Raw genomic sequence first — 19,868 nt, 5'->3', positions numbered from 1 at the left:
TTACTGATTTAAGAGGCCATTATAACTCTGTTTGTGATTTCAGTTCGATTTGTTGCAATAAGATTACTGCTTGGGTGCGATTTTTTACGCCAAGTTTACGAAATATTGCCGTCATGTGTGCTTTGATAGTGGCTTCTGACACATTGAGGTCATAGGCAATTTGCTTATTGAGTAAACCTTCATTAAGCATATCCAGTACACGGTGCTGTTGTGCGGTGAGGCTACCGAGCCGAGTTTGCAGATTATTGGCGTGCAGTTCGTGTTGTTGCCATGTGCTGTTATCAGTAGCCAGATCTGGCGGGAAGATGCTGTCTCCGGCCAATGCGCGCTCAATATCATGCACCAAGACTGGCAGTTGTGCTGATTTGGGGATAAACCCGAGCGCACCGTAGTGGCGAATTTGCTGAATGATACAGGGGTCATCGCTGGCAGAGATAACGACAATGGGCAGCAGTGGATAGCGTTGTCGTAGTGTTTGTAGGCCGTGAAAACCGTTACTGCCCGGCATTTTGAGATCAAGCAGTAATAAGTCAGGATCGGCGCTATTTTCCAGCACATTAAGCAGTGCCGCCAACGAGTCAGCTTCATGCAGCGTGGCCTGCGGTATACCGTAGGTTAAGGCTTGCTGTAATGCTGCGCGAAAAAGTGGGTGGTCGTCGGCAATTATTAGCGTGCAGTCGTTATCCATAACATCATTCTATTAACGTTTTTTTTACGTTAGCAAATGCGCATGCTGCAGTGCAAATTGTCGCGTGCCTAAATGTGCGGCACGCGACAAAAAAGTTACTGTGAGGTGATGTTTTGCAGATGCGATAAAAATGGCGCGGCGGGCATGAAGCCGGTGACGCGACTTTGTGGAATTTCATTTCCGTTGCGATCAAAAAACAGCAGTGTGGGCAGCCCCATGACCCGCAGGTTTTCCAGCAACTGTTTATCAGCCTGATTGTTGGCGGTGACATCGGCTTTTAACAGCACCATATCCTTAAACTGTTGTTGTACTTGCCTATCACTGAAGGTGTATTTGCTGAACTCTTTGCAGGCAACGCACCAGTCGGCGTAAAAATCGAGCATGACCGGTTTACCTTTGGCCTCGGCCAGGGCCTGTTGGAGTGCCGGTAGGCTATCCACCAAAATAAAGGGTTTGGTTGGCGGTATGGCTTGTACCGAAGAGGTCTCTGATGCCAGTGATGCTGTCGTTTGCAACGGGGCATAAACCCACTCTTGTAACGGTTTTGCGCCGATAATGACGGCCAACAGCACGGCCGCTTTGAGTAATATTTGTACGGTGCGCTGGGCAGGGATGATAAATAGCAGCCAGCCGCCACCGCTGACAGCCAGTATGCTCCACAGGCGGGCAACCCAGAGTTCAGGCAGTAAGCGTGAGAGCAGGACAATCGGCATGGCGAGCAGTAGGAAGCCAAATCCAGTTTTGACATGGGTCATCCATGCGCCATTTTTCGGTAGCAGGCGGTTGCCGAATAAGGCGATGCCGATCAGCGGTAGGCCCATACCGAATGCTAGCAGGTAGAGGGTGACGGCACCGGTCAGCAGATCGCCGCTGTTGGCGACATACAGTAGCGCGCCAGACAGTGGTGCGGTGGTGCAGGGGGAGCAGATGAGCCCGGCAATCGCACCCATCAGAAATACACCCGGAATATTGCCACCTTGTTGTTGACCACTGAGTAGTGTGAGGCGAGTTTGCAGGCTGCTTGGCAGTTGCAGACTAAACAGGCCAAACATTGAAAGGGCCAGTAAGCCAAACAGTATGGATAAGCCAATCAGTACGTACGGGTGTTGCAGCGCGGCCTGAAATTGTAATCCGGCTGCGGCAACCACCAGCCCGAGCAGGGTGTAGGTCAGGGCCATGCCCTGTACGTATGCCATGGCAAGAATAAAGGCCCGACGGTGCGAATGCCGCTGGCCTCCGCCAAGTACCACGCTTGAGAGCAGGGGGAACATTGGCAGTACGCAGGGCGTAAAGGCCATACCGATACCGAGGATAAAAAACAGCAGCGGTGTCCAGCGGTTTGCTGCCAGTTGGTCGGCTAAACGCTCTTGTTCGGGTTGTTCAACAGAGGTTGATACTGTGGTTTGATCGGGAGTTGCAAAGGCGGTTGATGTATCAACATCAGAGACTGGCGCTGCAGTACGGGGGGCTTGTGGTGGTATTTCTGCTGATGCAGCCTGTACAAGTTGTAGTGGGATGCTGCGTGTTTCTGGTGGATAGCAAAATCCGGCACTGGCACACCCTTGGTAGCTGACATCAAGTGTGGCGTTACTGTCTGCCTGCAAAATGGGTAGGGTTAATTGCAGCGGTTGAGTGAATATCTGCACTTCACCAAAAAATTCATCGCGGTGTGCTTTACCTGCTGGCAGGGTAAATTCGCCTAAGGTTGCATTGTGCGCGGTGACTTTAAATTGATGACGGTAGAGATAGTAGCCCTCTTTAACCTGCCAGTTGAGCGAGAGTTGATCCCCTTTCTGGCTAAAATCAAACGGGAAGGCGCTGTCTACCGGTACAAACCCCTGACTTTTTGGTGCAAACAGATTGATTGCATTGGCGGTGCTGCAAAGTGACAGCAGTAAAATCAATGTAAACAGGCGCTGAGCCATGTCAGGTACTCCTTGTCACCGTGTGCGATATCGATAACCAGTATTTCTGGTGTTTGGTAGGGGTGCAGTTCACGAAGGCGTTGCATCAGGCCATCGAGATGGGGTTGATCGGTTTTTATCAGCAGCTGAACTTCGCTGCTCTCTTCGATCTTTTCTTGCCAACGATACACTGATTGCATGGTAGGCAGCAGATTAACACAGGCCGCCCAACGTTCGCTGACCAGTGTTTGTGCGATATCGCGCGCAGTCTGTTGCTCTTGATTATCAGCGTCCAGATTATTGGGAACAGTGCAGAGCACTATTTTGGCTGTGGTTGTCATGCTTTACTTCCCTTCAAAATGGCGAATAAGCGCGGTGTTGTAGTTATGAGTATCATTACGTTAAGCAAATTGCGATATGGGGTATGTGTTTTTACCATGAACACAATTTTTTGCGACGGGCTGATTGTACTGTAGGTGTTGATTTAAGAAAAACGGTAAGATACCACAGGCAATACTAATTCAGTATTCAGTCAGTAGAGTGTGTAAATGACAGAGCAAGGGAGCAGTAAGTAGTAGTTAAGAAAAATCATTCACTCAATACAATTTATCAGAGGATTATTTATTTGGTGAGATTAAAAGCTAAGTATTTTTACGGGTAGTATGTTTTTTGAGGTTATCTTATATTCATAGAACGTGGTCTTATTTGAGTATATAGATATTTTGTGGGTAATACCATGGCAGTGATAATCGCACAATCAGGTGTTAAATTACCATTAGAGCATGTAAGTAGTATATTAAATGGAGAGAAGCTACAATTAGAACAGTCGTGGCTTGAGTGGTTCTTGTCATTTTTTAGCCTTTTTCTAAATAAAAAAAGCACGCTCAGTGAGCTAAAGGTGCTCTATCATAAAATAAATGTTCATATAGAGGATGACAGCGATATCACACAGTTAGAGAAACTAGATAATTATCTTACATTAATGCAGTTGACGAAATATGAGTGTGTTGAAAACTATAATCTTGTTTATACTAGAAGAGCTGATGATTTGGTAGATGTTTGCTTTCGTTATCAAAATCACCCATTGTTTACGATGGCAGTTAAAGATGAGTCTATTGTATATGAAAAAATAAGAGAGCTTTTTTGTTATAATGGAGTGCTTCGAAAGCAGGAGTTGTGTGAGTTTTCCAGTAAAATAAAGGTGCTGATTAATCGTTTTCTTTTAGATGAAGTAAATAATAGAAATAATGATGCAGAGTATACCTCACGATGTAATAATGGAGAGGTTAGTCATTGCTCAGTTAATACAGATATCGAACCATTAAATGAAATATGTTCTCTCTTACTTGATCTGGAAAATGAGAGTAAACGTAATGAACTTTATCAGCTAAGATTTGAGCGCGGTAGTGATTATTCCTTGGTTAAGTATGAATTTATTCCTAAAGTTTATCGTGCTGAATTATTGATTAATGGTGATGTGGTATACGGTAAAATAAAACGAATATGCAGCAGTGTATTTGACATTATAAAAAATGAATTTATTCGACAGTGTCAGGTAATGTACCATCAGGGTAGTAGAGTTTTTATTGTAGAGTTGAGTGATTGGTTAGATGTTGACGAGTTTGTTTATAATACAAAAGATCAATTAAAAAATATTAATTCGTCTGGTATCTCTTCGTATGTTTACGCTAATATAAAAAGCTTGCATAAAGCAATGACTGAGTTTATTGATGATAACGTAAATAGCTTGATGGAAAATTCAAATGGTGTTTTCCACTATTTTTCTGATGAAAAAATTAAACACTATCAATATATCACTAATGAGTATGTGGATATAAAAACCTTAACTGTCTTAGCTGAAAAACTCGATGAACAAGTTGATTGGGTCGAAAAGCATTTTTATCCAGCATTAGTTAAGCTTTTCCAGTGTGATGAAGATAAAAGCTGTTACATATTTGCATCGTTGATAGCAGGTTTTAAATCAGACTTTGAGGCTCTGCATGAGAGTATAAAGCCATTACAGAGTGATATTAATAATTATAAAGAGCAATATAAAAAGAAGAGTGATTTTTTCTTGAAGAAAGGAAAATGTTGTGCTTTACCATTAAAAATAAAAAAAATGGTCGAAAATCACCAAGGCTTATGCGTCATGCTTCGAGAGACAATGCGTCAATTAAGTTAAAATAATAAAAAAGCACCCTTGCGAGTGCTTAATAGTGATAACAGTAGGCTGTTATTTTAGAGATGTATTTTGAAATTACAGAACCATACCACCAATAATAAAACCAAACATCACTGATAGACTAATACACAGCACGCCTGGGATCATAAATGGATGGTTAAAGACAGCTTTACCAATACGGGTAGAGCCAGTGTCATCCATCTCAACGGCAGCCAATAGAGTTGGATAGGTTGGCAATACAAACAGTGCTGATACTGCAGCAAAAGAGGCAATTGCAGTCACTGGGCTAACACCTAACATCAATGCCGCGGGGATCAGTGCTTTGGCTGTGGCCGCTTGTGAATATAGCAGCATTGCAGCAAAGAACAGCACAACAGCGAGCATCCATGGGTATTGTGCCAGAATTGAGCTTGCGGTCTCTTTGATGCCTTCAATGTGCGCTGAGACAAACGTATCACCGAGCCACGCAACACCCATCACACAGATACAAGCAGACATGCCAGATTTGAAGGTTGCAGCATTCACAATTTTGCTTGAGTCAATTTTGCACAGTACAGTAATGGCTGTTGCGGCGGTCAGCATAAAGGCAATGATCGCATCGTTACGCGGCATGACCGGATTTTCAATCAGACCCACGGTCGGTGAAATCGCAGTGGCATAAGCCATAACCGCAATGATCGCCAGCAGGAACAGACCCACAGAAAGTTTAGCACCTGGCAGCAGTGTGATGGCTTGTGAGCCACGCAGTTTAATCTGGCCTTTTGCTAAACGCTCTTGATAAACCGGATCATCTTTCAGTTCACAGCCGAGGAAGTTCGTTACAAATGAGGTTAAGATCACCGCCAGCAGAGTGGTTGAGATACAAATACCCAGAATTTGCAGATAGCTAACACCCAAAGGCTCCATGATGCCGGAGAAAAAGACCACAGCAGCAGAAACGGGGGAGGCGGTAATCGCAATTTGTGATGAGACCACTGCGATAGAGAGTGGACGAGACGGGCGAATACCTTGCTCTTTCGCGACTTCAGCGATAACCGGCAGGGTAGAAAACGCAGTATGGCCAGTACCTGCCAACAGCGTCATAAAATAGGTGACGAGTGGTGCGAGAAACGTAATTTGCTTTGGGTGTTTGCGCAGAATTTTTTCTGCTTCACTGACCAGATAATCCATACCGCCAGCAACTTGCATTGCTGCGATAGCCGAAATAACGGCCATAATAATCAGGATCACATCCCACGGGATATTGCCGGGTTTTACGCCCATTAGTGCCAGCGCGATAACACCTAAACCACCGGCAAAACCGATCCCAATACCACCAATTCGTGCACCAATAAATATGCCGATAAGGACAACGGCAAGTTCCATCCACATCATGTTATTTTTCTCCAAGGGGTGTCGTTAACAAAAAATCCTTCCATGTAAACACGACACCAACTGAACTAGAAAAAGCCGGCAGAAGCCGGCTTTAGTCAATGTTCGAGTTGATTACGCGTTTTCTTCCGTGAAGCGTTTCGCTTTGTATTGCGGGTTCATCAAGTTCTCGACAGACAAAATGTCATCAAGTTGAGCTTCAGTCAGCAGACCACGCTCAAGAACCACTTCGCGTACACCTTTACCGGTTTCAGCACAGATCTTACCGACGATGTCACCGTTGTGGTGGCCAATGAACGGGTTCAGATACGTGACGATACCGATAGAGTTGAATACGTAAGCGGCACACTGCTCAGGGTTGGCAGTGATGCCATCTACACAGAAATCACGCAGGTTTACACAGGCGTTTGCCAGAATAGAGATTGACTCAAACATCGCTTGGCCAATGACCGGCTCCATCACGTTCAACTGTAGCTGACCGGCTTCGGCGGCAAAAGTGACGGTGGTGTCGTTACCAATCACTTTAAAGCAAACTTGGTTTACCACTTCTGGGATTACTGGGTTTACTTTTGCTGGCATGATAGAAGAGCCAGCTTGTAGCTCTGGCAGATTGATCTCTTTAATTGCTGCACGTGGGCCAGAAGAGAGCAGACGCAAGTCATTACAGATCTTAGACATCTTCACCGCAGTACGCTTGAGCGCACCGTGCATCATCACGTAAGCACCACAATCAGAAGTGGCTTCAATCAGATCTTCAGAGATCAGGCATGGTAAACCGGTTACTGCAGTTAGGTGACCAATGATGCTTGCAGAGTAACCTTCCGGCGTATTTACGCCTGTACCGATTGCGGTAGCGCCTAGGTTAACTTCCAGCAGCAGTTCAGCGGTACGCTTGAGGTTGCGCACTTCTTCTTGCATTAACACAGAGAATGCACGGAACTCTTGGCCAAGGGTCATCGGCACAGCATCTTGCAGCTGAGTACGGCCCATTTTCAGCACTTTAGCAAATTCAGTCGCTTTGTTATCGAAACCTGCCTTCAGGTACTCGATTTTTTCAATCAGTTGCATAACACTGTTGTAGACAGCAATACGGAAACCGGTTGGGTAGGCATCGTTGGTTGACTGGCTGGCATTCACATGATCACAAGGGTTGATCACATCATAACGGCCTTTTTCCAGACCCATCAGCTCAAGTGCAACGTTTGCAACCACTTCGTTGGTGTTCATGTTGACAGAAGTACCTGCACCGCCTTGGTACACGTCAGTTGGGAACTGATCCATGCACTTACCGGTAGTCAGGATCAGATCGCACGCTTTAACAATCATATCACCGACATCAGCAGGAATTGCGCCCAGCTCTTGGTTTGCCAGTGCAGTTGCTTTTTTCACCATCACCATGCCGCGAACAAACTCTGGAACATCAGAGATAGTGGTGTTAGAGATGTTGAAGTTTTCGATAGCGCGCAGAGTATGGATGCCATAGTAAGCATCAGCAGAAACTTCGCGGGTACCCAGCAGGTCTTCTTCGATACGAATGTTGTTAGCCATAATAGGTAAGCCTTGAATGTATGGGTAATGAGATTGTTAAAATAGAGTATGTCGTTTTTATCTAAAACGGCAGAGAAAATTACTGTTCTTTCCTGAAAGTGCCGACGATCTTATTGTTATACGCAGGGAAAAAATTTACCTAGATCACTATTTGTTGCATGTTACCTAATTAGAGTTAATAAATGTGATCTGACTCACGTGTAATAGGGGGTGAAAATCCTCTATCTTGAAATAAGCATCACTCATCCCCATCTTTATTGATGATATTTATTCCAAAAGGAGCACCATAGTGCGTCTTTTCTTTCTGTTTTTATTTTTATTCTTACCGTTTATTGAGATCACACTGTTTATACAGGTAGCTGATCAAATTGGCGGTTGGGCAACATTAGCGTTAGCACTATTGACCTCTGTATTAGGTATTTCACTGATCCGCAGTAAAGGGGTGCAAACCTTACAACATGTACAACGTAAACTTGCTCAAGGTGAAATGCCCGCGCAAGAGCTGCTACAAGGTTGCTTGTTAGTGATTTCCGGTATTTTGTTAATTATTCCTGGGTTTTTCACTGATTTTGTTGCACTTATTTTACTTTTACCTTGGGTACAAAAGGGCATTGGTTTACTGCTATTATCCCGTATACAAGTATTTTCTGCTGCGGCAAACCGTACACAAGGCTTTAACCCGTTTGGTTTTGGTACACAGAGTAACGATCACCGCACCTTTGAAGGTGAGTTTGAATCGGCAGACAAGCCAGCAAAAACAACAGCTTCTGCAACCATTGAAATTGAGCACCGCGTGCTAACCTCTGAAACGCTACCTCAGGATGATGAGATAAAAAATAGGGTAGATCAGGCAAATACGCAGAGTCATGTACACAGTGACTCGCCTGATAGTGAGAGTACCAATACAAAAGGGCCACAAAATCACTAAGGCATATTCGTGGATGATGAGCAGTCAGTGAGCAGTGAGTGAGTGGGAAGTTTGCTAAACATGGCTATCGTATATAAGCAGCTCATTATGAATGTAGCTATCAGTAATAACCCTAAAATGTGTGATGTCGATCATTTTTCTGGCCATCACTGTGTGTACGATAAAAAAAATTTTAGTTTTCCCCTTGAAGCTGACTAACTGACCCCCATCTCTTATTACACAGTGTGACAGCGTTAAGCTGTCACCACCTTTACTATTGACCAACCTAGAGTGGGTATGGAATACCTGCTGTAAGCTTGTTATTTGGAGAGTCGCTCGATGAAAATTCGTCCATTGCATGATCGTGTAATTATTAAACGTAAAGAAGTTGAGTCTAAGTCTGCAGGTGGCATCGTATTGACCGGATCTGCGGCAGGAAAATCGACTCGCGGCGAAATTTTAGCCGTAGGTCATGGCCGGATCCTTGAGAACGGCGAAGTGAAGCCGCTGGATGTAAAAGTAGGTGATATCGTTATTTTCAACGATGGTTACGGCGTGAAGAGCGAGAAAATTGACGGCGAAGAAGTGCTGATCATGTCCGAAAGTGACATTCTGGCGATTGTTGAAGCGTAATTGCCGTTTACGGCTCTGCGTAGAATTTCACCCTATTTTTAAAATCTAAAGGAATAATGAGTCATGGCAGCAAAAGAAGTTAAATTTGGTAATGATGCGCGCGTAAAAATGCTGCGCGGTGTTAACGTTCTGGCTGATGCAGTAAAAGTTACACTGGGTCCAAAAGGCCGTAACGTAGTACTGGATAAATCATTCGGCGCACCGACCATTACTAAAGATGGTGTTTCTGTGGCACGTGAAATCGAACTGGAAGACAAGTTCGAGAACATGGGTGCGCAAATGGTGAAAGAAGTGGCCTCTAAAGCGAATGACGCAGCAGGCGACGGCACAACCACCGCAACCGTACTGGCACAATCTATCGTTAACGAAGGCCTGAAAGCTGTTGCTGCGGGCATGAATCCGATGGATCTGAAGCGCGGTATTGATAAGGCTGTGATTGCAGCGGTAGAAGAGCTGAAAAAGCTGTCTGTACCTTGCGCCGATACCAAAGCTATTGCACAGGTTGGTACTATTTCTGCCAACTCTGATGAAACAGTGGGTACGCTGATCGCAGAAGCGATGGAGCGCGTAGGTAAAGAGGGCGTGATCACAGTAGAAGACGGCACTGGCCTGCAAGATGAGCTGGATGTGGTTGAAGGTATGCAGTTTGATCGTGGCTACCTGTCTCCGTACTTCATCAACAAGCCAGAAACAGGTTCAGTTGAGCTAGACAGCCCATTCATTTTGTTGGTTGATAAGAAAATCTCTAACATCCGTGAGCTGCTGCCAGTGTTGGAAGCGGTTGCTAAATCTGGCAAGCCACTGATGATCATTGCTGAAGATGTTGAAGGCGAAGCACTGGCAACACTGGTGGTTAACACCATGCGTGGCATCGTGAAAGTTGCAGCAGTCAAAGCACCAGGTTTTGGTGATCGCCGTAAAGCGATGCTGCAGGATATCGCAACCCTGACTCACGCTACTGTAATCTCTGAAGAGATCGGCATGGAGCTGGAAAAAGCAACACTTGAAGACTTAGGCCAAGCTAAGCGTGTTGTTATCACCAAAGACAACACTACCATTATTGATGGTGTGGGTGATGAAGCTGCTATTCAGGGTCGTGTTGCACAAATTCGTCAGCAAATTGAAGATGCTACCTCTGACTATGATCGTGAAAAACTGCAAGAGCGCGTAGCAAAACTCGCTGGCGGTGTTGCTGTGATTAAAGTTGGCGCAGCAACTGAAGTTGAAATGAAAGAGAAGAAAGCCCGTGTTGAAGATGCTCTGCATGCAACGCGCGCTGCAGTTGAAGAGGGCGTTGTTGCCGGTGGTGGTGTTGCTCTGGTACGTGTTGCCAGCAAAATTACCGCATTGCGTGGCCAGAACGAAGACCAGAACGTGGGTATCCGCGTTGCTCTGCGTGCGATGGAAGCGCCTTTGCGCCAGATCGTGATTAACGCCGGTGAAGAAGGTTCTGTTATTGCGAACAACGTGAAGAACGGCGAAGGTAACTACGGTTATAACGCCTCTACTGAAGAGTATGGCGATATGCTGGAGATGGGTATCCTTGACCCAACTAAAGTAACCCGTTCTGCGCTGCAGTACGCTGCCTCTGTGGCAGGTCTGATGATCACTACCGAGTGCATGGTGACTGATCTGGCAAAAGATGACAAAGCTGACATGGGTGCCGGTATGGGTGGCATGGGCGGTATGGGTGGAATGGGCGGTATGATGTAATTCTTTGTTTACTGCACTGAACTGGGGCTTTTCAGCCATACAGCAGTGCTGTGACAAGTTACGTTATCGTTCTGTCTCTGAGTAATACCTAACCGGTAATACAAAAATAGAGAACACCAAAAGAGTGAAAACCCCGCAATGCGGGGTTTTTTTATTGTCTATTTCTTGCAAAAAAATCGGCAAAAATGGGAATATTAGAGAGCTATCACGCACGGTATACGTTGTCGTAATTATGGTGAGGTGGCAGAGGATGAATGGCTAATCTCGGTAGCTGGCGTAGTTGCGGCCATTACTGCACGCAACTGGCTGCGAATCTCTTTTCGAATGAGCTCAACTTTATGCGCTAACGCTGAGATTTTGACATCAATCAGCGGGCTGTCTGACTGCATGTGCAGAGAGTCAACTTCGTACAATAGCTCTTCAACATACGGGCGAAAATGCTGGCTGCGGCTGTTAAACCCTTGCGGCAGGCTAAAGCGTGGGCGCAGTTTTTCGCGCTGATGGCGTGGCTTTCGCAGTGTAAAATCATCAACCGTAGTGGCCTGATTGAGCGTTTGCCAAAGATGATGTTGGATTTGTTGCAGGATCATATCGGGGTTATCGAGCATATAAAGCATCCTTGTCTTTCGCTGTTGTTCATCGTGAACATACGAGTATGGCTTGCTATGTGTCAGTCAACACATGATAGTAATACGCCATCAAGTGCGTAAGCACCTGTTTTAGCGTAGTGCACAAATAGCATATTGGTAGTTATTTTTTGCGATATATATCCAGTAATTTTAGAGATTGATATAAGGTGTCATAACCGTAAATTGATTGCAAATGTGCAGTATTGAAAATCAGTATGAGTGTTACATCGTTCACAATGTGTCATACGCAAACCACTTGATACTGATTGGCTTTAGTGGATAAATTGCGGCAACAGAGTGCACTACCGATGAGATTGGCTGTTGTTTTTAGACAGATAACAGCAAAAAAAAGGCTACTGTACGATAATAAAAAGTGATGTATCGCCCAGCAGTAAGAAGAGGAAAGTCGATGAAGTTACGTGGATTATGGGTATTGTTGCCCGTGTTAGCCATACTGTTAACCAGTGGTTGTGAAACAACCAAAGGTTTTGGCCGTGATGTACAAAAACTCGGTGGCTCTATTCAGCGTGCAGTTGATTAACCATAAAGTGGTTTCATTCTGGCCACACAATTATGACACATGGTATGCTCATTTAATCTAATATGCAGAAAACATATTGGCATAATATTGTTGTGCAGCAGATGTATTACTGCGGCTAATACGTGAAGTAACGATAAAGGAAATCAGCACAAGGAGAGTGTTAATGCTAAAGGTTAATGAGTATTTTTCCGGCAATGTAAAATCAATTGGTTTTGCTGATGGAGAATCAACTGCAACAGTAGGAGTAATGCGCCCCGGCGAGTACCGTTTTACAACAGGTACGCCTGAGATTATGCAGGTTGTGCGCGGAGCATTGACCGTGCGTGTAGACGGTGAAACTCAGTGGACGACTTTTACTGCAGGTGAGCAATTTGCTGTTGCAGGAAACAGCGCATTTGATCTGCTTGTTGAGCAAGACTCTGCTTATTTGTGTTTATTTGGTTGATATTGATATTGCGCCCTTTTTGTACCGAGATCGGCAGCTTCTCTGGCAATCTCGGTGATACCGATAAATATGTTCCCATCTTAGTGTAGACAGTATGAGGCCCTATAATGGGGCGTCATACCGTATCATTTACTCATGCGTATGACGCTTTTCGCCAGTACTGCAAGTAACGTTAGCATTGTTATGACAAAGAGATGTAAGTCTCACTACAGTGCTTATGGCCGCCAGTGTGCGGGTAAATGTTGTTGTAGCCAGTCAGCAATCCTTGCTTCATGGCGTTGCCATTTTACCCCAAGCATAATGACCAGCAGACCTATTCCACATAAAATAAAAGGGAATGCCATGCTACCTGCAAATAACGACCAAGCCAGATAACCGATATAAATGGTCACACCCAACATACCAAACAGTGTAAAAACACGACGGTTTAACCATGAACCGGTGAACATAATGGTTACATTGATAAGAAAATAAAGAAAACGGCCTAGTTCATTGTTGTTATCAAGTAAAGTTAGGCTAATCCAGCTTATGGTTGTACCTGTGATATACCACCATTCAGCATAATCAGGAGTACGGCGGTAACGAAAATCGAGCCAAAATGCCACGAGTAACATACCTAGCCCAATAATAAGTGACACCGTGTATTGACGAGGGAGGTAAGTTTGCCAGCCATCAAGCAGATGAAGTGCACTATCGAGCAGCAGACCTCCAATAGCAAGACTCAATGGCAACATTAATACCGGATATCGATAGCGCCACAACAACAGTGCACTCGTGAACACCATGCTCAACTCTAGACTGAGCCAGCGTTGATCAATACGGCCTATCATCAAAAAAGGCAACGCAGTGCGTTGATGCCACCAGCCGAAATGAACTTGAACACCGTATAGCACAATAGGCACAGTCACGATAACCAATATTGCACAGAGTGCTGCAGGAATGGTAATGCAACGGCGATGTAAATGTTCTGTCAGCAAGGCTGCAATCACAACATAAAGGGCAGATAAACTGCTAAATGTCAGCGGGCCATAGTAACTCCAGCTCAGGCGCATAAAAAGAGTCATCGCGCCAATAGCCAGCAACCCACCTAGCACATATAGCACCTGTGAAAAGGTAAATCGGCTAGTAGATGCAGCATGTTGGCCTAAGTAGTGCCATAGTGCCGTGCGTTGAGGATCAGTGAGCAAACCCTCAGTGACAGCTTGTTGTAATAGCGAAGGCGTGACAATCAGCTCTTCGTGGTCGTGTGAGCTTGCCATAGAGATACCCTATCACAATGGTTTTGATGATAAATAAAGTATCACGTTAGCATACTGTTCAGCTCAACGGTGCAAGCATCTAAAAGAAGAGATACAATCAGCTGATATTAAATGATATCGCGTGAGTTAGGATAAATACCACCTCACATAATCAGGACGACCTGATTAATGCATCTTATTTGTGGGGACGACCCCATTAGCCATTGAGGTTATGGGTATGGCGTGGGTATACCTTACGATTGCAGGGTTATTAGAAGTGTGTTGGGCATTAGCATTAAAAGCCAGTGTCGGTTTTTCTAAACCATTACCAACAGTTATTTTTGCGATTACTATTCTTGGTAGTATGGCGTTACTGGCTTTGGCAATGCGGCATCTGCCGGTTGGCAGTGCTTATGCTATTTGGACAGGTATTGGCGCAGTGGGCACAGCCATTGTTGGTATCGTGCTGCTAGGGGAGTCAGCATCTGTGTTGCGGATAGTGAGTTTAGTGCTAATTGTGCTTGGTATTTTGGGGCTAAAACTCTCAAGTTAACCCGCGTATATAATCTATTGCAGCGTTGTAAGTCAATTCATAGGGCAGTATTGACTGCCCTGTCTTGAGCAAGAAAACATGGCATACGCACACCATCATGTTATTGCGTGTGGCGTGTTTCTTGCGGGCGATTTTGCTGAAGAGGGAAGATCAGCTTTTGCGTATTAAATCCGGCTTGCTGCGCGGTTTTAATCAGCATATTGAGCGTGGGTTGGCTTAATGTGGGGGTGCGGGATAAGATCCACAAATAGTCGAAATTTGGGCCACTGATCAGCGCATATTGGTAATCTTTATCCAGCGCCATGATATGGTATCCGCCATAAAATGGGCCAAAAAAAGAGACTTTCAACGAGCCAACATTGGCTTTATCCAGCAAATATGCCTTGCCTTCAGCCTCTTTCCAGCGCTGTTTTTGCGCATCATAGCCGCGGTTAATCACCTTGATTCCCCCGTCATCCCGCGGTGAATAGTTGGCGGTTACGTGGCTTAAGCCGCGCTCAAAACTGTGGTCTAGCCGTGCTATTTCATACCAAGTGCCAAGATATTGTTGGGTTTGGAAATCGGTTATCGGTGTGACGCCCTTGGGCGCTTGCGTGCAGCCGCCGAGCAGCAGCGTGGTGAATGCCGCCAGTAACAGTGTCATTCGCATGAGATCATCCTTGTAATGCTTAAAATATGACAGATAACGGTAAGTCTACGTCTATTTCTGCCGACTGCGGCATTATATTTTATGAATAGGGCTGATTTTTAAGGGATAAAAAAAGCCCTGAGGGGTTCTCAGGGCTTCATATCACTCAAAAGAGTGGCTCACTTAAGTGAGCGGTATACTGGATTACAGCGTGAAAACTACAATCAGTGCCAACAGGCTGAAGATTGCAGACAGGCCGTAGAACACCAGCTTTCCAGCAGGCACATGCACTTTCAGATCGTGCATCGCGTGGTGAATACGGTGCATGCCACACCAGATAGGCAGGATCAGCATACCTAGCATGAACAGGCGACCAATGATGCTTTGTGCAAAGCTCAGTACGCGCTCATAGCTCATGGCATCTGCCGGTAAAATACCCAGTGGCAGCAGAACGCCAACCAGCAGAATAATGACCGGAGAAACAATAGCACTCCACATACCGCCTGCACCAAACAGACCCCAGAAGATCGGTTCGTCAGAACGCTGAGGGATGGATGATTTCATCGTATTCCTTCCTTAAATCAGTACGATAGCTAAGGCAAATACAGTGAATGCTACCATCACTGCCCACAGTGCTTTAACAATCTTTGACTCGGCCAGCTTTTCACCGTTAATGATGATTATCTGTGCTTTTGGTGCCAGATTGAACCACGTTGCGGTGTGCAGCAAGGTCATGGCCAGAGCAATCAAGTTCAGCAACAGTACGATAGGGTTTTGTAGGAAACCAACAAACGTTCCCCAGCTTTCTGCACCGCTACGCAGGGCGAACATGCCGTATAACAGTACCAGACCAAACCAGACGGTAGGGATAGCGCTGCCTTCACGGATCATGTAGAACTTGTAAAAGCCCAGTTTCTGCCACCAGTTCGCTTTCATCCCACGAACATAAGGTTTACGCTTCGACATAGTGCTCATTTTATTCCTCACTGTGGCTTCAGCATGGCGATCATGAAGTCTTTCGCACTTTCTACCTTGCCCTGCTGGATAGCAGCGGCAGGATCAACGTGCTTCGGACAGACTTCAGAACAGTATCCAACAAACGTACAGCTCCACACGCCGTTTTTACCGTTCAGTACCGGCATACGCTCGGCCTGACCGTGGTCACGGCTATCGGTGTTGTAACGCTGTGCCAGTGCCAGTACGCCTGGACCTACAAACTCAGGGTTTAGACCAAACTGCGGGCAGGCTGCGTAGCACAGGCCACAGTTGATGCACATAGAGAATTGACTGTATTTCTCCATTTGTGCCGGAGTCTGGATGTTCGGGCCTTCTGAAACCTTGCGATCGTTACCGATCACATACGGTTTGATAGACTCAAGGCTTTCGATAAAGTGAGTCATATCGACCACTAAATCACGCTCTACTGGGAAGTTGGCCAGCGCTTCAATACGCATGCCCTCTTCGGTGTAGTCACGCAAGAAGGTCTTACAGGCCAGCTTTGGCACATTGTTAACCATCATGCCGCATGAGCCGCAAATCGCCATTCGGCAAGACCAGCGGTAAGACAGGTCGCTGTCTAAGTTGTCTTTGATGTAGCCTAACGCATCAAGCAACGAGGTGGCGTTGTCGTAAGGCACATCAAAAGTCTGGAAGTATGGCTCGTTATCCTGCTCAGGATTGTAGCGCATTACATCCATCTTTAGCGTACGGCTTGCCATTATGCCTGCTCCTTCTTCAGCTTTTCTTGGTCTTCAGCTTCAGCGCCATATACACGTTTGGCAGGCTGAGAGGTTGTGATGCAGACATCGCTGTATTCCAAGCGTGGCGCGCCGCCATCTTCACTGCGGAATGCCAATGTGTGCTTCAAGAAGTTCACATCATCACGCTCGGTGTAGCCTTCATCCAGACGCTGGTGTGCACCACGAGACTCTTTACGCGCCAGCGCAGAGTTTGCCATGGCATCGGCCACTTCAAGGCTGTAACCCACTTCAATCGCGTACAGCAGATCGGTGTTAAACACGCTTGAACGGTCTTTGATGGAGACTTTCTTAATACGCTCTTTGAGTTCGGCCAGCTTATCAACGGTGGCTTGCATCAGATCTTCGGTACGGTAAATACCGCAGCCTTCTTCCATTGATTGACCCATCTCGTCACGGATCTTCGACCAAGACTCATTGCCTTCTTGGTTCAGAACAGTGTGCAGACGGTTTTCAATGTCTTTCACTTGTGCATTCAGTGCTGCATCGTTGGCTTCGCCCATTTCGGCGGCACGCGCAACGGCGTTTTCACCGGCCAAACGGCCAAATACCACGATTTCAGCCAGTGAGTTAGAACCCAGACGGTTCGCACCGTGCAGACCCACAGATGAACACTCACCCACTGCGAACAGACCCTTGATACGGGTTTCACACTGGTTGTCGGTTTCAATACCACCCATGGTGTAGTGCACTGCTGGACGAACCGGAATCGGCTCTTTCACTGGGTCAACACCCACGTAAGCCTTGGACAGCTCACAGATAAACGGCAGACGCTCGTTCAGGTACTTCTCGCCCAGATGACGCAGGTCAAGATGTACTGCATCGCCCAGTGGGGTAGAGATAGTGCGGCCTGCGCGCCACTCGTGCCAGAATGCCTGTGAAACCTTGTCACGCGGGCCCAGCTCCATGTATTTGTTCTTCGGCTGGCCAACCGGTGTTTCTGGGCCCATACCGTAGTCTTGCAGATAGCGGTAGCCATCTTTGTTCACCAGAATACCGCCTTCACCACGGCAGCCTTCGGTCATCAGGATACCTGAGCCAGGCAGACCTGTTGGGTGATACTGGACGAACTCCATGTCACGCAGTGGTACGCCATGACGGTAGGCCATTGCCATACCATCACCGGTCACGATGCCACCATTGGTGTTGTAACGGTAAACACGGCCAGCACCACCGGTAGCGAGGATCACGCTGTTGGCGCGGATCTGAACCAGTGTGCCTTCCATCATATTCATGGCAACCAGACCACGGGCTTCGCCGTTGTCGACCAGCAGGTCGAGAACGAAGTGCTCGTCAAAACGCTGGATTTGCGGATATTTGATTGAGGTTTGGAACAGCGTATGCAGCATGTGGAAGCCGGATTTATCCGCGGCAAACCAAGTACGCTCGATCTTCATGCCACCAAAACGGCGCACGTTGACTGAACCGTCCGGACGACGGCTCCACGGACAACCCCACTGTTCGAGTTGGGTCATCTCATTTGGGGAGTTCTTAACGAAGTATTCAACTACGTCTTGCTCACATAACCAATCTCCTCCCGATACAGTATCGTTGAAGTGGTTATCGTAGCTATCATGATCCAGTGCTACTGCTGCAGAGCCACCTTCGGCCGCAACAGTGTGACTGCGCATAGGGTATACCTTGGATACTAACGCTATCTTCAGGTTAGGGTTCGCTTCAGCTGCGGCAATAGCGGCACGCAAGCCCGCGCCACCTGCACCAATGATGGCGATGTCTGCGGTAAAGGTCTGCACAGCATTCCTCCGAAATGTTGACAAAATAGTCATCGGGATTAATAAAAAGAACTCAAGAGAAAATCTTTGGTTTCAGCAACGCTATTGTAGAACTGCGCTTTGCAACAAAACTTGATGTAGTCATCTCTTTTGAGAGTTTCCTCACCGTTAAGAGGTAGTAAGATCTAAATTCGTGATCAAGCGCAAAAAATCTCACAAAGTCACAAAATTAGGAATAACATCACTTGATTTACACTTTTCTTCGATAAATTAACGTAACGGTGTTGTTTTTATCTTCTTTTTACATTTTCAGATCAGGGTTAAAAAAGGGATAAAGTGTCAGATTTGTGTGTTAGAGCAAGCACGCGTAGACTGCGGCACAATTGAATTGGTAAATCAGAGGAAATCATGAGTGAATCGGTAAGCTGGCAACCCACCGCACCAATGAGTAACTTGCTCAAACGCGCGGCGATGCTGGCAGATGTTCGTCGTTTTTTTGCTGATCGTGGTGTGTTGGAAGTTGAAACCCCCTCGATGAGCCAAACCACGCTGGCGGATGTCTATCAATTCCCCTTTCAACTGGATTATCAGGGTTGTGATACCTGTGAGAGTCAGAAACTCTATCTGACTACCAACCCTGAATATCATATGAAACGCTTGCTAGCGGCCGGCAGTGGGCCGATCTTTCAGTTAGCCAAATCTTTCCGCAACAAAGATGCTGATCATCAGCATAATCCTGAATTTACGATTTTAGAGTGGTATCGCCCCTGTTTTGACATGTATCGTTTGATCAATGAAGTGGATGATCTGGTGCAGCAGGTGCTAGATTGTGAAGCAGCAGAGAGTTTGACTTATCAGCAGGCTTTTCTACGCCACTTAAATATTGACCCACTCTCAGCCGATAAAGCAACGCTGTTAGATTTGTTGCAACAGCAGGGGCTTGCGGAGGAGATTGATTGTGAAGATCGTGATTGTCTATTGCATGTGCTGTTTCAACACGCTGTAGTGCCCCATTTAGGTGCAGAGAAACCTGCATTTGTGTATCACTTTCCCGCAAATCAGGCAGAGTTAGCACAAATCAGCTCTGAAGATCACCGAGTGGCAGAGCGTTTTCAGCTCTATTTTAAGGGATTAGAGCTGGCAGATGGTTTTCATGAACTGACTGATCTTGATGAGCTACGTAAGCGTTTAGAGCAAGAAAATCTTAAGCGAGCAGCACGTGGGTTGGCAACTTATCCAATTGATGAGCGTTTTATGGCAGCAGTAGCCGCCGGGATCCCTGATTGCTCAGGGGTTGCGTTAGGTGTTGAGCGATTATTAATGATTGCAGTAGATGCAGAGCATATTAGTGAAGTGATTGCATTTCCAATTGATGTTGCTTAAATACGGTCTTATCCG

General features: G+C 46.1%; 20 protein-coding genes. 8 read left to right on the top strand and 12 right to left on the bottom strand.

Annotated features, from left to right (window positions below; all coding sequences use genetic code 11):
• Positions 1-19: 19 nt before the first annotated feature.
• The 3 genes from ACRC53_RS09575 to cutA all read right to left on the bottom strand — a co-directional run bounded on the left by ACRC53_RS09575 (position 20) and on the right by cutA (position 2,933).
• Entirely contained in the window at positions 20-688 is a 669-nt protein-coding gene (locus ACRC53_RS09575; protein WP_438643204.1) for a response regulator transcription factor, read from the bottom strand.
• Between the two features lie 95 nt (positions 689-783).
• Positions 784-2,613 (bottom strand): protein-disulfide reductase DsbD, encoded by a 1,830-nt coding sequence (locus ACRC53_RS09570; RefSeq protein ID WP_438643203.1) that lies wholly within the window; start codon positions 2,611-2,613, stop codon positions 784-786.
• Complete coding sequence (gene cutA, locus ACRC53_RS09565; protein ID WP_438643202.1) at positions 2,589-2,933, bottom strand: divalent-cation tolerance protein CutA; 345 nt, start codon at positions 2,931-2,933, stop codon at positions 2,589-2,591. The genes ACRC53_RS09570 and cutA overlap by 25 nt, the downstream gene beginning before the upstream one ends.
• Before the next feature lie 395 nt (positions 2,934-3,328).
• On the opposite strand from cutA, the gene ACRC53_RS09560 reads away from it, so the two are divergent.
• Complete coding sequence (locus ACRC53_RS09560) at positions 3,329-4,774, top strand: hypothetical protein (RefSeq protein ID WP_438643201.1); 1,446 nt, start codon at positions 3,329-3,331, stop codon at positions 4,772-4,774.
• A 75-nt stretch (positions 4,775-4,849) separates the two neighbouring features.
• Here ACRC53_RS09560 and ACRC53_RS09555 read toward each other — a convergent pair whose 3' ends face one another.
• Both ACRC53_RS09555 and aspA read right to left on the bottom strand, forming a co-directional pair.
• Positions 4,850-6,148: an anaerobic C4-dicarboxylate transporter gene (locus tag ACRC53_RS09555; protein ID WP_438643200.1), complete on the bottom strand. Its 1,299-nt coding sequence runs from the start codon at positions 6,146-6,148 to the stop codon at positions 4,850-4,852.
• Positions 6,149-6,259: 111 nt separating this feature from the next.
• Positions 6,260-7,693 (bottom strand): aspartate ammonia-lyase, encoded by a 1,434-nt coding sequence (aspA, locus tag ACRC53_RS09550; RefSeq protein ID WP_438643199.1) that lies wholly within the window; start codon positions 7,691-7,693, stop codon positions 6,260-6,262.
• Positions 7,694-7,982: 289 nt separating this feature from the next.
• Here aspA and ACRC53_RS09545 point away from each other — a divergent pair, with 289 nt between their 5' ends.
• The 3 genes from ACRC53_RS09545 (at position 7,983) to groL (ending at position 10,946) form a co-directional block, all read left to right on the top strand.
• A complete protein-coding gene (locus tag ACRC53_RS09545; RefSeq protein ID WP_438643198.1) occupies positions 7,983-8,621 on the top strand; it encodes an FxsA family protein in 639 nt (212 codons plus the stop codon).
• A gap of 318 nt (positions 8,622-8,939) precedes the next feature.
• Positions 8,940-9,233: a co-chaperone GroES gene (locus tag ACRC53_RS09540; RefSeq protein ID WP_438622178.1), complete on the top strand. Its 294-nt coding sequence runs from the start codon at positions 8,940-8,942 to the stop codon at positions 9,231-9,233.
• 63 nt (positions 9,234-9,296) lie between these two features.
• A complete protein-coding gene (gene groL, locus ACRC53_RS09535) occupies positions 9,297-10,946 on the top strand; it encodes a chaperonin GroEL (RefSeq protein WP_438643197.1) in 1,650 nt (549 codons plus the stop codon).
• A gap of 230 nt (positions 10,947-11,176) precedes the next feature.
• On the opposite strand, the gene ACRC53_RS09530 is transcribed toward groL, so the two are convergent.
• A complete protein-coding gene (locus ACRC53_RS09530; protein WP_438643196.1) occupies positions 11,177-11,554 on the bottom strand; it encodes a hypothetical protein in 378 nt (125 codons plus the stop codon).
• A gap of 430 nt (positions 11,555-11,984) precedes the next feature.
• Between ACRC53_RS09530 and ACRC53_RS09525 the strand changes: the two genes are divergently transcribed.
• A complete protein-coding gene (locus ACRC53_RS09525) occupies positions 11,985-12,116 on the top strand; it encodes an entericidin A/B family lipoprotein (protein WP_438643195.1) in 132 nt (43 codons plus the stop codon).
• 163 nt (positions 12,117-12,279) lie between these two features.
• Complete coding sequence (locus ACRC53_RS09520) at positions 12,280-12,561, top strand: pyrimidine/purine nucleoside phosphorylase (RefSeq protein WP_438643194.1); 282 nt, start codon at positions 12,280-12,282, stop codon at positions 12,559-12,561.
• Positions 12,562-12,776: 215 nt separating this feature from the next.
• Here the strand turns inward: ACRC53_RS09520 and ACRC53_RS09515 are convergent, their stop codons facing one another.
• Entirely contained in the window at positions 12,777-13,820 is a 1,044-nt protein-coding gene (locus ACRC53_RS09515) for a hypothetical protein (protein ID WP_438643193.1), read from the bottom strand.
• Between the two features lie 217 nt (positions 13,821-14,037).
• On the opposite strand from ACRC53_RS09515, the gene sugE reads away from it, so the two are divergent.
• On the top strand, positions 14,038-14,352 hold the full coding sequence (gene sugE / locus ACRC53_RS09510; RefSeq protein ID WP_438643234.1) for a quaternary ammonium compound efflux SMR transporter SugE: 315 nt from the start codon (positions 14,038-14,040) through the stop codon (positions 14,350-14,352).
• A gap of 100 nt (positions 14,353-14,452) precedes the next feature.
• Here the strand turns inward: sugE and ACRC53_RS09505 are convergent, their stop codons facing one another.
• The 5 genes from ACRC53_RS09505 to frdA form a co-directional block, all read right to left on the bottom strand.
• Positions 14,453-15,001 carry a lipocalin family protein gene (locus tag ACRC53_RS09505; RefSeq protein WP_438643192.1) on the bottom strand — a complete coding sequence of 183 codons (549 nt, stop codon included), beginning with the start codon at positions 14,999-15,001 and terminating at the stop codon, positions 14,453-14,455.
• A gap of 183 nt (positions 15,002-15,184) precedes the next feature.
• A complete protein-coding gene (frdD, locus tag ACRC53_RS09500) occupies positions 15,185-15,544 on the bottom strand; it encodes a fumarate reductase subunit FrdD (protein WP_438622169.1) in 360 nt (119 codons plus the stop codon).
• Positions 15,545-15,556: 12 nt separating this feature from the next.
• On the bottom strand, positions 15,557-15,955 hold the full coding sequence (gene frdC / locus ACRC53_RS09495) for a fumarate reductase subunit FrdC (RefSeq protein ID WP_438622168.1): 399 nt from the start codon (positions 15,953-15,955) through the stop codon (positions 15,557-15,559).
• An 8-nt stretch (positions 15,956-15,963) separates the two neighbouring features.
• Positions 15,964-16,698: a succinate dehydrogenase/fumarate reductase iron-sulfur subunit gene (locus ACRC53_RS09490; RefSeq protein WP_438622167.1), complete on the bottom strand. Its 735-nt coding sequence runs from the start codon at positions 16,696-16,698 to the stop codon at positions 15,964-15,966.
• A complete protein-coding gene (frdA, locus tag ACRC53_RS09485; protein WP_438622166.1) occupies positions 16,698-18,491 on the bottom strand; it encodes a fumarate reductase (quinol) flavoprotein subunit in 1,794 nt (597 codons plus the stop codon). Before frdA ends, ACRC53_RS09490 begins: the two co-directional genes overlap by 1 nt.
• Positions 18,492-18,878: 387 nt before the next feature.
• Between frdA and epmA the strand changes: the two genes are divergently transcribed.
• On the top strand, positions 18,879-19,853 hold the full coding sequence (epmA, locus tag ACRC53_RS09480) for an elongation factor P--(R)-beta-lysine ligase (RefSeq protein WP_438643191.1): 975 nt from the start codon (positions 18,879-18,881) through the stop codon (positions 19,851-19,853).
• The last annotated feature ends 15 nt before the right edge of the window (positions 19,854-19,868 follow it).

The organism is Plesiomonas sp. (genome assembly GCF_051652165.1).
In the GTDB taxonomy this organism is placed as follows: Bacteria; Pseudomonadota; Gammaproteobacteria; order Enterobacterales; family CAMTGL01; genus Plesiomonas.
The sequence above is the reverse complement of the archived record's forward strand: the minus strand, read 5'-3'. Positions and strand labels throughout refer to the sequence as shown.

Bases quoted from the DNA above. Each gene is read 5' to 3' on its own strand.
- ACRC53_RS09575 (WP_438643204.1), bottom strand. From the start codon at position 688: ATGGATAACGACTGCACGCTAATAATTGCCGACGACCACCCACTTTTT.
- ACRC53_RS09570 (WP_438643203.1), bottom strand. From the start codon at position 2,613: ATGGCTCAGCGCCTGTTTACATTGATTTTACTGCTGTCACTTTGCAGC.
- cutA (WP_438643202.1), bottom strand. From the start codon at position 2,933: ATGACAACCACAGCCAAAATAGTGCTCTGCACTGTTCCCAATAATCTG.
- ACRC53_RS09560 (WP_438643201.1), top strand. From the start codon at position 3,329: ATGGCAGTGATAATCGCACAATCAGGTGTTAAATTACCATTAGAGCAT.
- ACRC53_RS09555 (WP_438643200.1), bottom strand. From the start codon at position 6,148: ATGATGTGGATGGAACTTGCCGTTGTCCTTATCGGCATATTTATTGGT.
- aspA (WP_438643199.1), bottom strand. From the start codon at position 7,693: ATGGCTAACAACATTCGTATCGAAGAAGACCTGCTGGGTACCCGCGAA.
- ACRC53_RS09540 (WP_438622178.1), top strand. From the start codon at position 8,940: ATGAAAATTCGTCCATTGCATGATCGTGTAATTATTAAACGTAAAGAA.
- groL (WP_438643197.1), top strand. From the start codon at position 9,297: ATGGCAGCAAAAGAAGTTAAATTTGGTAATGATGCGCGCGTAAAAATG.
- ACRC53_RS09530 (WP_438643196.1), bottom strand. From the start codon at position 11,554: ATGCTCGATAACCCCGATATGATCCTGCAACAAATCCAACATCATCTT.
- ACRC53_RS09525 (WP_438643195.1), top strand. From the start codon at position 11,985: ATGAAGTTACGTGGATTATGGGTATTGTTGCCCGTGTTAGCCATACTG.
- ACRC53_RS09520 (WP_438643194.1), top strand. From the start codon at position 12,280: ATGCTAAAGGTTAATGAGTATTTTTCCGGCAATGTAAAATCAATTGGT.
- ACRC53_RS09515 (WP_438643193.1), bottom strand. From the start codon at position 13,820: ATGGCAAGCTCACACGACCACGAAGAGCTGATTGTCACGCCTTCGCTA.
- sugE (WP_438643234.1), top strand. From the start codon at position 14,038: ATGGCGTGGGTATACCTTACGATTGCAGGGTTATTAGAAGTGTGTTGG.
- ACRC53_RS09505 (WP_438643192.1), bottom strand. From the start codon at position 15,001: ATGCGAATGACACTGTTACTGGCGGCATTCACCACGCTGCTGCTCGGC.
- frdD (WP_438622169.1), bottom strand. From the start codon at position 15,544: ATGAAATCATCCATCCCTCAGCGTTCTGACGAACCGATCTTCTGGGGT.
- frdC (WP_438622168.1), bottom strand. From the start codon at position 15,955: ATGAGCACTATGTCGAAGCGTAAACCTTATGTTCGTGGGATGAAAGCG.
- ACRC53_RS09490 (WP_438622167.1), bottom strand. From the start codon at position 16,698: ATGGCAAGCCGTACGCTAAAGATGGATGTAATGCGCTACAATCCTGAG.
- epmA (WP_438643191.1), top strand. From the start codon at position 18,879: ATGAGTGAATCGGTAAGCTGGCAACCCACCGCACCAATGAGTAACTTG.